The organism is Streptomyces sp. HUAS MS02 (assembly GCF_055702265.1).
In genome coordinates, this window is record NZ_CM146747.1 from 2591291 (window position 1) to 2606961 (window position 15671).

The 15671-nt window shown below is 71.5% G+C and carries 9 protein-coding genes; 5 read left to right on the forward strand and 4 right to left on the reverse strand.

Going from position 1 to position 15671, the window contains the following annotated elements:
• Positions 1 to 59: 59 nt before the first annotated feature.
• Positions 60 to 2000 carry an acyl-CoA dehydrogenase family protein gene (locus ACZ9QC_RS10915; RefSeq protein ID WP_472919982.1) on the reverse strand — a complete coding sequence of 647 codons (1941 nt, stop codon included), beginning with the start codon at positions 1998 to 2000 and terminating at the stop codon, positions 60 to 62.
• Positions 2001 to 2358: 358 nt separating this feature from the next.
• Here ACZ9QC_RS10915 and ACZ9QC_RS10920 point away from each other — a divergent pair, with 358 nt between their 5' ends.
• From ACZ9QC_RS10920 to ACZ9QC_RS10935, 4 genes are all read left to right on the forward strand, one after another.
• Entirely contained in the window at positions 2359 to 3372 is a 1014-nt protein-coding gene (locus ACZ9QC_RS10920; RefSeq protein WP_472919983.1) for a LacI family DNA-binding transcriptional regulator, read from the forward strand.
• 87 nt (positions 3373 to 3459) lie between these two features.
• Entirely contained in the window at positions 3460 to 5511 is a 2052-nt protein-coding gene (locus ACZ9QC_RS10925; RefSeq protein WP_472919984.1) for a glycoside hydrolase family 31 protein, read from the forward strand.
• Positions 5512 to 5864: 353 nt separating this feature from the next.
• Positions 5865 to 6890 (forward strand): AI-2E family transporter, encoded by a 1026-nt coding sequence (locus ACZ9QC_RS10930; protein WP_472921655.1) that lies wholly within the window; start codon positions 5865 to 5867, stop codon positions 6888 to 6890.
• Positions 6891 to 7039: 149 nt separating this feature from the next.
• Positions 7040 to 8227 carry a sulfotransferase family protein gene (locus tag ACZ9QC_RS10935; protein ID WP_472919985.1) on the forward strand — a complete coding sequence of 396 codons (1188 nt, stop codon included), beginning with the start codon at positions 7040 to 7042 and terminating at the stop codon, positions 8225 to 8227.
• Between the two features lie 71 nt (positions 8228 to 8298).
• Here the strand turns inward: ACZ9QC_RS10935 and ACZ9QC_RS10940 are convergent, their stop codons facing one another.
• Both ACZ9QC_RS10940 and ACZ9QC_RS10945 read right to left on the reverse strand, forming a co-directional pair.
• Positions 8299 to 10773, reverse strand: coding sequence for a CBM35 domain-containing protein (locus ACZ9QC_RS10940; RefSeq protein WP_472919986.1), 2475 nt, complete (start codon positions 10771 to 10773; stop codon positions 8299 to 8301).
• Between the two features lie 240 nt (positions 10774 to 11013).
• Complete coding sequence (locus ACZ9QC_RS10945; protein WP_472919987.1) at positions 11014 to 12051, reverse strand: LacI family DNA-binding transcriptional regulator; 1038 nt, start codon at positions 12049 to 12051, stop codon at positions 11014 to 11016.
• A gap of 141 nt (positions 12052 to 12192) precedes the next feature.
• Between ACZ9QC_RS10945 and ACZ9QC_RS10950 the strand changes: the two genes are divergently transcribed.
• A complete protein-coding gene (locus ACZ9QC_RS10950) occupies positions 12193 to 14703 on the forward strand; it encodes a glycoside hydrolase family 36 protein (protein WP_472919988.1) in 2511 nt (836 codons plus the stop codon).
• A 93-nt stretch (positions 14704 to 14796) separates the two neighbouring features.
• Here the strand turns inward: ACZ9QC_RS10950 and ACZ9QC_RS10955 are convergent, their stop codons facing one another.
• Complete coding sequence (locus tag ACZ9QC_RS10955) at positions 14797 to 15522, reverse strand: glycoside hydrolase family 12 protein (protein WP_472919989.1); 726 nt, start codon at positions 15520 to 15522, stop codon at positions 14797 to 14799.
• Between the last annotated feature and the right edge of the window lie 149 nt (positions 15523 to 15671).

A 15671-nucleotide genomic window follows, 5' to 3' on the forward strand; every position in this document is an offset into this window, starting at 1 on the left:
TGTGGCTGGTCGCGCAGTCCCCGCGCCCCTGAAAAACCGGGGCGCGGGGAGACGTCACGTCACTGGATGCGGCGGTGGACGTTCTCCTTCTCGCTCTCGCCCGGTGTCGCGTCCGCGATCCAGGGGCCCTCGCCCGACGGGTCGATCACGCCCTGCTCCAGCCATGCGTAGGCGCCGCCCAGGACGCCCTTGACCACCTTGTGGTCGATGTCGTCGGTGTTGGTCCACAGGCGGCCGAAGAGTTCCTCGACGCGGATGCGGGACTGGCGGCAGAAGGTGTCGGCCAGTTGGTAGGCCTCGCGGCCGTGGTCGGTGGTGGTGCGGAGCAGCTCCGCCCGGACGACGGCCGCGCTCATCGCGAAGAGCTCGGCGCCGATGTCGACGATCCGGCCCAGGAAGCCCTGCTTGGTCTCCATCCGGCCCTGCCAGCGGGACATGGCGTAGAAGGTGGAGCGGGCCAGCTTGCGGGCGTTGCGCTCGACATAGCGCAGGTGGGTTGCCAGGTCGGGGTGGCCCACCGGGTGGAAGTCGCCGTAGGTGCGCGGGAGTTGGCCCGGACCGGCGACCAGTTTCGGCAGCCACCTGGCGTAGAAGACGCCCGCGTTCGCGCCCGCCTTCGCCTTGTCGGACAGGGACTTCTCCGGGTCGATGAGGTCTCCGGCCACGGTGAGGTGGGCGTCTACGGCCTCGCGGGCGATCAGCAGGTGCATGATCTCCGTGGAGCCCTCGAAGATCCGGTTGATGCGCAGGTCGCGCAGCATCTGCTCGGCGGGGACGGCCCGTTCGCCGCGGGCCCGGAGGGAGTCGGCGGTCTCGAAGCCCCGGCCGCCGCGGATCTGGACCAGCTCGTCGGCGATCTTCCAGCCCATCTCGGAGGCGAAGAGTTTCGCGAGGGCCCCCTCGATACGGATGTCGTTGCGGTCCTCGTCGGCCATCTGGGAGGAGAGGTCCAGTACGGCTTCGAGGGCGAAGGTGGTCGCCGCGATGAAGGAGATCTTCTGTCCGACCGCCTCGTGGTGGGCGACCGGCTTGCCCCACTGCTCACGGGCAGCCGACCACTCTCGGGCGATCTTCAGGCACCACTTGCCGGCGGCCACGCAGGACGCGGGCAGGGAGAGCCGGCCGGTGTTGAGGGTGGTGAGGGCGATCTTGAGGCCCGCGCCCTCGGGGCCGATGCGGTTCGCGGCGGGGACCCGGACCTGGTGGAAACGGGTGACGCCGTTCTCGATGCCGCGCAGGCCCATGAAGGCGTTGCGGTTCTCCACGGTGACGCCGGGTGAGTCGGTCTCCACGACGAAGGCGGTGATGCCGCCCTTGTGGCCCTCGGACTTCGGGACGCGCGCCATGACGACCAGGAGGTCGGCGACCACGCCGTTGGTGGTCCAGAGCTTCACGCCGTCGAGGACGTAGTCGTCGCCGTCCGGCACGGCCGAGGTGGCCAGCCGTGCGGGGTCGGAGCCGACGTCGGGTTCGGTGAGGAGGAAGGCGCTGATGTCGGTGCGGGCGCAGCGCGGGAGGAACTTCTCCTTCTGCTCGGGGGTACCGAACAGTTTCAGCGGCTGCGGTACGCCGATCGACTGATGCGCCGAGAGCAGGACGCCGATGGCCGGGCTGGCCGAGCCGGCCAGGGCCAGCGCCTTGTTGTAGTACACCTGGGTGAGACCGAGACCGCCGTACTTGGGGTCGATCTTCATGCCGAGGGCACCGAGTTCCTTGAGGCCGTTGATCACCTCGTCGGGGATCCGGGCCTCGCGCTCGATCAGTGCGCCGTCGACCTTGGTCTCGCAGAAGGCGCGGAGCTTGGTCAGGAACTGCTCGCCGCGCCGGACGGCCTCGTCGGTGGGGAGCGGGTGGGGGTGGATGAGGTCGAGGCGGAACCGGCCCAGGAACAGTTCCTTGGCGAAGCTGGGCTTGCGCCAGGCCTGCTCCCGGGCGGCCTCCGCCACCTGGCGGGCCTCACGTTCTGTGACGACGGGCTTCTTGAGGGGTGGGGCGGACATGAGGCTCACCTCGCCGCGAATCGGGATCTTGTACCGGTGGGTACCTGAATGGTTACCGATGGGTGCTACTCGATCGTTGGTACCCGATCCGGGACTCCCCCGCCACCCCTCGCGTTCTAAGCTGGGGGCGACAACAGCGCCCTGAAGGGGCGCGGGGAACTGCGCGAGAAGCCCCACGGACCCGCAGTCGCCACCCCACACACCCGCACCCCTCCCCTTGGGCGTCCGGCGAATAATCGAAGCGCTTCGACAACCTATGGACACCCACTCACCGCCGAGCTAGTGTCGAGCCACCCCCACTCGCTTCTGTTCAAAGCTGGCGCGCTGTCGAAGCGCTTAAACACCCTTGGAGAGCTGGATGGTCACCCTCGCCGAGGTCGCCCAGCACGCCGGAGTCTCGGCGAGCACGGTGAGCTATGTCCTCAGCGGCAAGCGGTCCATCTCCGCCGGCACCCGGCAGCGGGTCGAGCGGAGCATCCAGGAGCTCGGCTACCACCCGAACGCGGGGGCCCGCGCCCTGGCGAGCAACAGGTCGAACATCGTCGCCCTGATGGTCCCGCTGCGTACCGACATGTACGTCCCGGTGATGATGGAGATCGCCATTGCGGTGGCCACCACGGCCCGTACGTACGGCTACGACGTGCTGCTGCTCACCGGCGAGGAGGGCCCGGACGCGGTGCGCCGGGTCACGGGCAGCGGGCTCGCCGACGCGATGATCCTGATGGACGTGGAGCTCGACGACGAGCGGCTGCCGCTGCTGCGCGACACCGACCAACCGTCCGTGCTCATCGGGCTGCCCGCCGACACCAGCGGCCTGACCTGCGTCGACCTCGACTTCGGGGCGACGGGCGCGCTGTGCGTGGAGCATCTGGCGATGCTCGGCCACCGCGACATCGCCGTCATCGGCGAGGCACCCGCGGTGTACGAGCGGCACACCGGTTTCGCCGAGCGCACGCTCGACGGACTGCGGTCCCGCGCACGGGAGTTGGGCCTGCGCGTGCTGCACCGGCCCTGCGAGGGCGGCTACGACGCGATGGCCGCGACCCTGGCCCGGATCTTCGACGAACGGCCCGGCACCACGGGGATCGTCGTGCAGAACGAGTCCGCGGTGGAGCCGCTGCTCGCGCTGCTGCGGCAGCAGGGGCGCGCGGTGCCGGAGGACGTCTCGGTGATCGCGGTCTGCCCGGACCAGGTCGCCGTACAGGCATCGGTGCGGCTGACGTCCGTGGCCATCCCCGCCCAGGAGATGGGCCGCCGGGCCGTGGAGCAGCTGATCGCCAAGCTGGAGGGCCGGGGCGACGACGAAGTGGTGCTCCTCGCCCCCGAGTTGACGGTCCGCGCGAGCACGGGGCCGCTGTCCCCCACCGGCTGAGCCGACGGCGTACGCGAGCCGGGGTCGTACGCAAGCCACCGCCCGCCTCGATTCCTCCCTTCACTCCTCCCTTCCAGGAGACCTCACGTGAATCAGCCTGCCGAGAACCAGACCCCGACGGGTGCGGTCAGCCTCGCCCAGTCCTCCCCCACCGTCGGCACGTTCCGTGAGCGGGACGGTGCCCTGGAGTGGAGCGGACGTCAGGAGACCCTGCGGATCGAGCCCTGGGGCCCGGACGCGGTCCGGGTCCGGGCCCGTCTCGGCGGTCCGGTGCTCGACGGGCTGCCCGGCGCTCTGCTCGACGAGGCCGAGTCCACCGAGTACAGCGTCAAGATCGAGGACGGGCTCGGACGGCTGACCGTCGGCGCGCTCACCGTCGAGGTGGATGCGGAGGGCCTGGTCCGCTACAGCCGTACGGCCGACGGGAGCGAGCTGCTGTCGGAGGCCCGCGCCCACTTCTGGTGGCCCGGCCCGCGCCTCTACACGGCCGTCGGCAACGGGTACCACCGCCTGGAGCAGCGGTTCGCCGCGTACGACGACGAGAGGCTGTACGGCCTCGGGCAGCACCAGCACGGGCGGCTCGACCAGAAGGGTCTGGTGCTGGACCTGGTGCAGCGCAACGCGGAGGTCGGCATCCCGGTGCTCACCTCCAGCCGGGGCTACACCCTGCTGTGGAACAACCCGGCGATCGGCCGCGTCGAGCTGGCCGGCAACGGCACCCGGTGGGTCGCGGACTCTGCGCGGCAGATCGACTACTGGATCACCGCGGGCGATCCGGCCGACGCGCAGCGCCGCTACAGCGCGGCGACGGGCCGTACGCCGATGCTGCCGGAGTGGGCGGCCGGGTTCTGGCAGTGCAAGCTGCGCTACCGCACGCAGGACGAACTCCTCGCGGTGGCACGGGAGTACAAGCGCCGGGGCCTGCCCATCGACGTCATCGTGTGCGACTTCTTCCACTGGACGCATCTGGGCGAGTGGAAGTTCGACCCGGCCGAGTGGCCCGATCCGGCGGCCATGGTCCGGGAACTGGACGAGCTGGGCATCAAGCTGGTGGTGTCCGTGTGGCCGTCGGTGTCGCCGCTGAGCGAGAACCACCCCGTGATGGAGCAGCGCGGGTACTTCATCGGGACGCAGTACGGCCCGATGGCGCACGCCGACTGGCCGGACAAGGAGGTCGCGTCGACGGTCCAGGTGGCCTTCTACGACGCGACGAACCCGGAGGCCCGTGAGTTCGTGTGGTCGCGGGTGAAGGAGAACTACCTGGACCCGTACGGCATCGACGCGTTCTGGCTGGACGCCTGCGAGCCGGAGCTCAAGCCGGGCTTCCAGGAGAACCTGCGCTACTGGGCCGGGCCCGGTCTGGAGGTCGGCAACATCTATCCGGCCGAGAGCGCGCGCACCTTCTACGAGGGGCTGCGGGCGGCCGGCCGGGAGGAGATCGTCTCCCTCAACCGGTCGGCGTGGGCGGGCAGTCAGCGGTGGGGGGCCGCGCTGTGGTCCGGTGACATCGGCACGGACTTCCCCACCCTGCGGCGGCAGATCGCGGCGGGGCTCAACACGGCGTTGTCGGGCATCCCCTGGTGGAACACGGACATCGGCGGCTTCCACGGGGGCGACCCCGACGACCCGGCGTACCGCGAGGTGATGGTCCGCTGGTTCCAGTTCGGGGCGTTCTCGCCGTTGATGCGGCTGCACGGGTTCCGGGAGCCCGGGATGCCGTTGGGGCCGGACATGACCGGCGGCCCCAACGAGGTGTGGTCGTACGGGGAGGAGGCCGGGGAGATCCTGGAGACGTATCTGCGGCTGCGGGAGCGGTTGAAGCCGTATGTGCTGCGGGTGATGCGGGAGGCCCACGAGGAGGGGCTGCCGGTGATGCGGCCGCTGTTCCTGGAGTTCCCCGAGGACGAGCGGGCCTGGTCCGTGGACGACGCGTATCTGTTCGGGCGGGATGTGCTGGTGGCGCCGGTGCTGGAGGCGGGGGCGAGGGTCCGGACGACGTACCTTCCGGCGGGGGCGCGGTGGACCGACGCGTGGACCGGGGAGACGTACGCGGGGGGTGCGACCGTGACCGTCGACGCGCCCCTGGAGCGGATCCCGGTGTTCCTGCGGGACGGGGTGGCCCTGCCGATCGCCGAGTAGGCCCGCCCGCGGTGAGTTGGGGGGCTCTCCCGGCTCACGGGGCGTTCGTCGGCCGGGTCTACGCTATGGCGCCACGGCCATCCCATGATCCTCAGGGGGTGTGCGCGACCTCTGAGTGAGTGGAGATGACGGGGATGAACAGCCGTACGGGAGACTCTCGCGCCGTGCGCGGGGGACGGCCTGGTCGTAGGGGTGGCGGGCCGGTACGCGGACCGGTTCATCGGACGCGTACGACGATACGTACCACCGGCGGGTACGCCGGGCACGGCGGGTACGTGGAGGTACCGGCGGCGGCGACCTCGGAGCCGGTCGCGCCCCGTGGGTTCCTGCCGGGGCCCGCTGGGCACGTCGCCGTGTGGAGCGCGCTCATCCTGCTGGTGGCGGGTGTCGTGTACGTGGGCGTGTGGATCTGTGTGACGTTCCAGACGGCGGTCACGCCGCTGCTGATCGCGCTGCTCGGCACCGCGCTGCTCGGCCCGCTGTACCGGCGGCTGGTGGCGATGCGGTTCAACAGGTCCCTCGCCGCCGGGCTGACCTGCGCGGCCGTGATCGTGGTGATGGGCGGGGCGGCGTACATCGTGGTCGCCGCGCTGATCGACACCGGTGACCAGATCATCTCGTCGCTCAGGGAGGCGGCGAAGTCGCTCAGTGACGAGTTCGGGCTGGCGGGCACGTCGTTGGACGACCTCGCCAAGAACGCCAAGGAGCTGCTGTCGAAGTTCGGCGGGACGGCGGCCTCCGGGGTGCTCACCGGGGTCAGCGCCGTCAGCGAGTTCGTGGCCAGCGCGGTCCTGGCGATGCTGCTGATGTTCTTCTTCCTGCGGGACTCCGACAAGGCGGTCGCGTCCCTGCACTCGCTCGCGCCGCGCGGCTCCGGTGACACCCTGGAGGTGATGGCCCGGCGCGCGTTCCGTGCTATCGAGGGCTATATGCGGGGGACGACGCTCATCGCCTTCATCGACGGTGCCCTGATCGCCATCGGCCTGCTGATCCTTCAGGTGCCGGGCGCGGTGGGGCTCGGCGCGCTGGTGTTCGTCGGCGCGTACATCCCGTATCTCGGCGCGTTCCTGTCCGGCGCGGTGGCGATCCTGGTCGCGTTCGCGGACCGGGGCCTGGTGACCGCGCTGTGGGCGGTCGGGGTGGTCTTCGCGGTGCAGCTGATCGAGGGGAACGTGCTCCAGCCGATGATCCACAGCCGGACCGTGCAGATGCACCCGGCGGCGATCCTGCTGGCCCTGACGGCGGGTGCCTCCATCGCCGGCATCCTCGGCATGCTCCTCGCGGTGCCGCTCGTCGCGGCGGCCAGCGGGGTGCTGTCGGAGCTGCGGGCGCGGTACGGGGACGGACAGGGGGCGAGCGTCCCGGCGGCGCGGACATGACGTGACGGTCCCGGGGCCCGTGCGGGGCCCCGGGACCGTCGGCGGACGCAGGGTGACACGTTCCGGGGACCACTCCCCGTTTATGCTGGGGTCCCAGCCGGTCCGACGCGACGCGTGCCGTCCGTCGCACTCCCGGAAAGGACACGCCCGTGCCCTCCACCCCGTCGGCCCTCACCCTGGCCAACCTCCTGCTCCGGCCCACGCTCCGTTCCCGCCGCGACCCGGACCGCGTCTTCGCGCGGATCCTCGACGGGGCCGGATGGCCGGAGGGCGAGGAGGAGTTCCTGGACGGCTTCCGGTCACTGCTGCGCGACTGGGCGGGCGACCCGGGCCTGTCCCCGGTCGGCTGGCAGTCGGCGCAGGCCCACGTGCGCCGGCATCTCACCAACCGGGCCCGCGTCCGGCGGCTGATCGCCGAGAACCCTGCCATCGAGAAGGAGCCCGTCGAGCGGCCGGTGTTCGTGGTGGGCCTGCCGCGCACGGCCACCACGCTCGCCCACGGCGTTCTCTCGCTCTCGGACGACCATCGGTCCCCGCGGCTGTGGGAGTTGCTCGCCCCCGGCCTCGAACCGTCGCCCGAGCAGCGGCGGAAGGCGATCACCTCGGCGCGCCGGATGCTCGACGGCACCCATCGGCTCGCTCCGCGCTTCCGGGAGATCCACCCCATGACCGCCGAGGGCCCCGAGGAGGACACGTTCCTCCTGCCGCACGCCATGGTGCCACTGTCCCAGGCGCATCTGCCGCGCTACCACGCCTGGCAGTTCGAGCGGGACTTCGTCCCCGACTACCGCCACCTCAAGCAGGTCTTCCAGGTGCTCCAGTACGGCCGCCCGCGCCGCCGCTGGATCCTGAAGTCCCCCTTCCACACCGGCAACCTCGACGCCCTGTTCGCCGTGTTCCCGGACGCCACGCTCGTGTGGACGCACCGTGATCCGGTGACCGCCGTCGCCTCCTTCTGCAGCCTGGTCGAGGTGGGCATGGCCCTGTCCCGCCGCACGGTCGACCCGCACCACCTCGGCGCCACCTGGCTGGACCTGCTGAGCCGGTCGGTACGGCGGGGTCTCGCCGCCCGCGCCGGCATCCCCCGCGAGGCCGTGGTGGACGTGCCGTACGCATGGCTCGGCTCCGATCCGGCCACGGGGGTGCCGAAGCTGTACGACGCCGTCGGCGCCCGCTGGACCGACGCGGACGCCGCCCGGCTGCCCCAGGTCGCCACCGGCCTCAAGGGCTCCCGCCCCCACCGCTACGACCTGGCCCGCTACGGGCTGACCCGCGAGGACGTCGAGGCCGAGTTCACGGAGTACGAGGCGCTGCGGGCCGAGGTCGACCGCGCCTGACGTGCGTGGGCTCCCGGCCGCCGGCGGTCGCCGACGCCCGGGGGCCCGCAGACGCCCCTGCTCGGGAGGCCCTAGCCGACGACCCGGCCCACCTCGATCCGGTCGATGTTCGGCGCCCAGGCGCTCGCATTGCCGAAGGTCACCTTGTTGGGCCCCTTCCCCAGGTCGACGGGGACGCCCACGCTCCAGTAGTCGTCCCAGCCCCAGGTGTTCTTGAAGGTGACCGTGCGCGGTTCGCCGTCCCCGACCGTGATGTCCGCCGTGCGGGACATGATGTCGGTGTTGTAGGCGTGGCCGTTGTCGCGGCGGTCGTTGTGGGCGTAGTGGACGACCAGGACGTACCGGCCGGCGGTGGGGGCGTCCACCGTGAACTCGGCGGTGGAGTCCGCGCCGTTGCCGAGCCATCCGATGTACGAACCGGCCGAGGCGTGGGCGGAGTCGACGAGCTTGGCCCCGCCGGCGAGGCCGGCCGTGGCGCTGTCGTACGCCAGGGTGCCGGTGGTCGAACCCGCGCCCGTGACGTCGAGGGAGCGCACGGCCGTGTGCTTGGCGGTCGCGGTGATCCGGTTGTTGCCCGCGACCAGGTAGAGCCGCAGCGGCCGGTCGGGCACCGCCGGCACCGACTGCCCGTGCAGGGCGAGCCGCACCGGCGCCGACGCCCGGGGCACCACCCGGTAGTAGCCGTCGCGCGGGGCGTACACGTCGAAGACCGCCTTGTCCCCGGAGCCCAGCACGAGCGCGCCGGTGCCGACGCCGGCCGAGGAGGAGTAGTCGTACGACGGCTTCCCGCTGATGTCCGCGAGCGTGGCCTCGTAGGACGCGGCGGGCTCGCCGGTGCGGGCGGTGAGGTCGATCCGGTCGAGGGTGACCTCGGTGTCGCCCTTGGCGAGGGTCAGTCGATGGGTGCCCGCCGTGAGCCGGACGGTGAGGTCCTTCTTGGCGCGGTAGGTCCAGTTCTCGGTGGAGGGGTAGGTGACCGTGACCGGTTCGCCACCGTCGACGGTCAGCTTCTGGGTGGCCGGGGTCCCGGACTGGTTGCCGTAGAGGATCGCCAGGTCGTACGTGCCGTCCTCGGGGACGGACACGGTGAAGTCGACCTTGCTGGTGGGCTGGTTGAGGGAGCCCACGTCCTTGGTGCCGGAGGCGGCGTAGCCGTTGGCGTTGGCGACGGTGCCATGGGTGTAGACCTTGCCGTCGGTGACGGCCGCGTCCTCGGCCTCGTAGGAGGCGCTCCAGGGGACGGCGGGCGTGGTCGGGGTGCCGGAGCCGCCCGGGGTGAGGACGACGCGGTAGGCCGACATCTTGTGCAGGCCGCGCAGCGGGACGGTGACCGTGCCGTCGTCCGCGATCCGCACCTTCGTGCGGGACAGGACACGCGGGGCGGCGTGCTGTCCCTCGTATCCGGACCAGGCGGCCTCGGCGACGGTCGCGGTGACCGTACGCCCGAAGAGGGACCGGGGGATCTCCCGGACCACGACGTCCGCGTCGCCTGCGGAGCCGCCGAGCAGGACCTGGGCCTGACGGCGGGAGGTGTCGAGGGAGGCGAGGCCCTGAAGGGTGTCGATGGTGTTGGCGCGCGGCGGGGTGACCTTGACGGTGTTCCCGGTCAGACCCGCGTACCAGCGGAAGAACCACCAGCCGCCGTTGGGGATGTTGGAGCGGACGACGTTGCCGTCCAGGTTGCCGGCCGCGTCCCAGTAGGCCTGGTTGGCATACACCTTGTTGCGCTCGAACATCGAGACCCACTGGACGAGTTGGCCCGGGACGGAGAGGTCGCGGCGGTTGGCGTACTCGTCGATGTTGATCTTCAGGGGGGCCACGCCCGCCGCCCGCTCCAGTGCGCGGTAGTCGTCGTGGTGTCCCTGGAAGTCGCGGAGCGAGCCCGAACTCAGTTCGTGCCAGGTCATCACCTGCGGCAGGACGTTCTCGCGCTTGGCGAAGGCGAGGAAGTCCCGCAGCAGGCGGGGGTGGTAGGCGGCCTCGTTGGGGCCGGCGATGCGCGCGTCGGGGTCGATCGTGCGGATGCGCTCGTAGACCGTCTTCCAGTCGCGGAAGAACCGGTCGCGGTTGATCTCGTACTGGGCCTGGTCGGCGACGTCGAGCTTGTACCAGATCTGGTCGGGCTCGTTGAACGGGATGTAGACGAAGCGGTCGCTGTTCGGGTCGGCCGAGACCTCCTCGACGATTCTGTCGACCTTGGGGAGGTAGTCGTCGATGCCGAGGTCCTCGTACGGCCACTTGGCGTAGATGTCCTGCATCATCACGTTGATCTCGCCGCCGCCGTTGCGGAAGAACGACTCGGAGACGGTGAGCGCGTCGCCGCCTGGGTGCTGGGCGCCGCCCTCCGGCTTCTGCGAGATGCTGGTGATCTTCAGCGGCGCGAGGACCGCGTCGCTGGGCACCCCGTCGTCGCTGAGCCCGTACAGCGCGCCGTTGGCGCCGTGCATCACCGGGCCCTCGGAGGCGGAGAGGTCGACGGTGAGGCGCTGCGGATCGGCGGCCGCGGCGGCGGCCGGTCCGGTGGCGGGGAGGGTGCTGCCTGCCATGACGGTGACTCCAAGTAGCGCTGTGACCAGGGCGGTTCTCGTTCGGGACGTGGTGCGGTGCCGGCTGCGGGCTCTCGTGCGGGTGGGGGTGATCACGCGGCTGGACCTCCGGTCGTCTGACGGCTCCACTGGTGATTCCGGACACGATCTGGGGGGCGGAGAGCTCGGTCGGAGTGTGTGGTCGGAGAGCTGGGTGACTTCGCGCAGGGGCGGGAGGGCCGATCGGGGTGGCGCTGGGGGTCAGGGCCTGGCGGGCGGGGGCCCGACACTTTCCCGCACCACCAGTTCCGGTACGGAGACGGGGTGCGGGGCGATCTGCGCGGACTCCTCGACCACCCCGTGCAGCAGGGCGAACGCGGCCCGCCCGAGGCCGGTGAAGTCCAGCCGGACCGTCGTGAGGGACGGGGTCAGATAGGCGGAGTGCGGGGCGTCGTCGAACCCGGCGACGCTGACCTCCCCCGGCACCGACCGCCCGGCCTCGTGCAGGGCGCGCAGCACGCCGAGCGCGAGGTCGTCGTTGCCACAGAGGATCGCGGTGACCGACGGGTCCCCGGCCAGCCGGCGGCCTGCCGCGTGACCGCCCGCCGGGCCCCAACTCCCCTGTACGGGACGGGGTTCGGGCGCCCCGGCCTCCTTGAGCGCCTGCCGCCAGCCGGAGGTACGGGCGCTGGTCCGCCGGGTGCTGGACGGGATCGCGACGTAGTGCACGGTCTCGTGGCCGAGGGAGAGGAGGTGGCGGGTCGCCTGGTGGGCGGCCTCGCGGTCGTCGGTCCACACCCAGGGGCGATCGCCGCCGGGCGGCGCGGCCGGCGTCTCCACCACGCCCACGACCGGCAGTTCGGCGGGCACGGCCCCGAGGGCCGCGACACCGGCCGGATCGTAGGCGATCACGATGAGACCGCCGCCCACGTCCGCCGCGCGTCGCACCTCGGCGGCGACGGTGGCCTCGTCCACTGATTCCAGGACACCGATGCCGACCGCGTACGACGCCGACCGCGCCGCCTCCTCGATGCCCTGGAGGATCGAGGCGTAGCCGTAGTGCGTGGTGTTCGCGGTCAGGACGGTCACCGCCCGACTGCGGCCGCTGGCCAGCGCATGCGCGGTGGCGTTCCGCCGGAAGCCCAGCTCGTCGATGGCGGCCTGCACTCGCTCCCGGGTCGACTGCTTGACGCTGGGGTGGTCGTTGATCACCCGCGAGACCGTCTGGTACGAGACCCCGGCGACGGTCGCGACGTCCCGGATGCTCGCCGGGCGCCTTGTGTGACCGGTCACATCCATGTCAGGATTGTGACCGGTCACACAGTCGGCGTCAAGAGAACGTGACGAGAGTTTCGCGTGGGCGTCTCCGGCTTCGGACGGCACACGGGCAGGTGGCTCGGACGTCTCGGACGTCTCGGACGTCTCGGGAGGGGAAGCGACGTGGACTCGGGTGTGAACGACTTCGGCGGGGGCGGGCTGGAGAGCGGGGCGGAGGGTGGTCTGGAGAGCGGGCCGGGAGCTGGTCCGGAGAGCGGTGGGACCGGGTCGGGCCGCGCGGGCACGTGCTTCGGCTGGGGGCACCCGGCCATCGAGAGCGTGTTCGCGACGGCTGCCGACGGGACCCTGCGGCTGATCCGGCTCGGGCCCTCCGGTGACACCGTGGATCCCGAAACCGCGCTCCCGCTCATCGAGTTGACCGCGTTCGGGCATGGCAGCGGGTGGTCGGGGCCGCGGTTCACGGGGACGGCGTTGGGGTCGAGGCTCGTATACCGGGGGCATCGCACGGAGGTGGGCGTCGCCATCAACACCGGCGCCGGTGGCAGTGGCGGTGGCGGTGGCGGCGACTGGGAGCGGCTGACCGTCGAACTCCATGATCCCGCGACCGGGTTGACCGCGTTCGTCGAGTTGTCCTCCCCCGCCGGAGTCGCCGTCCTCCGCTCCCGGGTGCGGCTGCGCAACGACGGCGCCGAGCCTCTCGTGGTGCAGTCCGTCAGCAGTCTCCTCCTCGGCGGGCTGCCCTCCCCCGACGACCTCGACGTGCACCGGGCGCGCAACGACTGGCTGGCGGAGTGCCGTTGGTACGCCGAGCCGCTGCGGGCGACGGTCGCCGACATCAGCGTCGACGCCCATCAGCACGACAGCCGGGCGGCGCTCACCTTGACCGGGCGCGGGAGTTGGCCCAGCGACGGGCATCTGGCGATGGGGGCGCTCACGGAGCGGGACGGGGCCGAGGGCGAGGCCGGGGGCTGGGATGGGAACCGGGAGCGGGACCGTGGCCGGGGCCGGGCCTGGGTCTGGCAGGTGGAGTCGGCGGCCGGTTGGCGCTGGGACCTGGGGGAACGGGCGCACGGCACGTATCTCGCGCTGAACGGGCCGACGGACGCGGAGCACCAGTGGCGGGTGCGGCTCGCGCCGGGCGACAACTTCACCACCGTGGCGGCGGCGCTCGCGCTCGGGTCGGGAGACGGGTCGGCACGGGGGTCGGGAGTCGGCTCGGGAGTCGGCTCGGGGCTTGGGGCGGGGCGAAGTTCAGGTCTCGATGACGCGCTGTCGGCGCTGACCGCGTACCGCCGCGCCGTTCGCCGCCCCCATCCCGACCACGACACGCTTCCCGTGGTCTTCAACGACTACATGAACACGCTGATGGGCGACCCGACCACCGCGAAGCTGCTGCCGCTGATCGACGCGGCGGCGGACGCGGGCGCCGAGTACTTCTGCATCGACTCCGGCTGGTACGACGACACGGTGGACGGCGGCTGGTGGGACGGAGTAGGTGAATGGCTGCCGTCGTCGCGCCGGTTTCCGACGGAGGGTACGGACGGGGGGACGAACGGAGGGACGGCCGCAGAGGTCGGAGCCGAGGCCGAAGCGGGCCGCGCGACCGGCGGTGAGGCAGGAACCGGCACCTCGGTCGACGGCGGGATCCGTGCCGTGCTGGGCCGGATCCGGGAGCGCGGCATGGTTCCCGGGCTCTGGCTGGAGCCCGAGGTCGTCGGCGTGCGCAGCGCGGTCGCGGCGGAGCTGCCGCCGGATGCCTTCTTCCAGCGCGACGGTGTGCGACTGACGGAACAGGGCCGTCACCAGCTCGACCTGCGCCACCCGGCGGCCCGCGCCCACCTCGACAAGACGGTGGACCGTCTCGTCGGGGACTGGGGCGTGGGCTACCTCAAGCTCGACTACAACATCGTGATCGACCCCGGCACGACCGCACCCGGCGATCTCTCCCCGGGCGCCGGACTCCTGGGCCACGCCCACGCCTACCTGGACTGGCTCTCCGACGTCCTGGACCGCTACCCGCACCTCGTCGTCGAGAACTGCGCCTCCGGCGGGATGCGCATGGACGGCGCCACCCTGGCCGTGGCCCAGCTCCAGTCCACCAGCGATCAGCAGGACCCCCTCCGCTGTCCCCCGATCGCCGCCGCCGCGCCCACGGCGGTGCCCCCGGAGCAGGGCGCCGTCTGGGCCTATCCGCAGCCCGAGTACGAGGACGACCTGATCGCCTTCACCCTGGGCGGTGCCCTCCTGGGCCGGATCCACCTCTCGGGGCACCTGGACCGCATGACGGAGCGTCAGTTTGCTTTCGTGCGCGAGGCGGTGGGCACGTACAAGTCGATCCGCGGGGACCTGGCCCGTGCCGTGCCGTTCTGGCCGCTCGGCCTGCCGGGCTGGACGGACGAGTGGCTGGCGCTGGGGCTGCGCGTCGAGGACGGACGAGGTCCGGCGTACGTGTCCGTGTGGCGGAGGGGCGGGGCGACCGAAGTGTGGCTCCCGGTACGGCACCTGTCGGGCTCGGACCTGCCCGTGCACACCGAGATCCTGCACCCCTCGGCCGCACGCGCGGACTCGGCGGCGTCCTGGGACCCCGCCACCGGTGGACTACGGGTCTCGCTGCCGCGCACCCCCGGCGTCCTGCTGATTCGCCTGACCCGGGAGGAGCGGGCGAGCGCTTAGGACGACCCGAGCCGGCACCGCGTGGGGGCGCGGCACCGGCTCGGACTCGTACGCGGGCCTAGCCACGACCCGTTCGCCGACGATGTCCGCACATCAACTGCTGCTGACCGTCAGGTTGTTGGTGACGAAGTCCAGACCGCCGGAGGACGAGGTCACTTCGAAGCCGAACTGCACGTCTCCGATGGTCTCGTTGCCCATCCAGCCCTTGGTGTCCTTGATCCACTTGAGGATGGGGAGGATCTGGACCGTGCCGGAGTTCGAGTCCGAGGTGCGCAGGAAGGAGAAGACCTCGTTGGCCCCGTTGCTGCCCTTGTAGACGCTCCAGGTGTGGCCGCCGAGCGTGACGTTGCCCTGCGCGGTGCCGAGCGGACCGACGGCTCCGTTGTAGTTGACCCAGAGCATGATCTCGTAGTCGTGGTCCGTGTCCCAGATGTCGTACGAGGTGTTGTACGCGCCCGACGACGGGACCGTGACGTTGTAGCTGCTGTTGAGCGAGCCGAGCGAGGTGATCGTCTTGTTGATCACCTTCTTGGAGTTGGGGTACGACTTGATGCCGCCGGTGTTGGGGTGGTTGGCCCAGACTCCCCAGTTGGTACCGGAGTTGGCCCAGATGCACTGGCTGCCGGCGCCGGAGCCCCAGATGTTGTTGTAGAGCGTGTAGCCGTTGAGGCTGGTGTTGCCCCACTGGTCGCACGAGTTCCAGACGGCGGCCGAGGCGGGGGCGGAGGCGAGGCCGAGCGTGGCGCCGAGCGCGAGCGCGGGGGCGAGCAGGGCTTTGCCGATCCGGCCCAGGGTGCGGGTGCGGGTGCGTAGTGCCATGGGTGTCGGTTCCTTCCATGGGTGGGGGGATGTGCGGGTGGGGAGCTACCGCGGACTCGTGGGGAGATCGCGGTCTTCTCCGGCGCCGGGGCCGATCACTGCGGACGTCCGACCTGCCGCGGCGCCGGGGGAAGTCATGGGCATGGTCA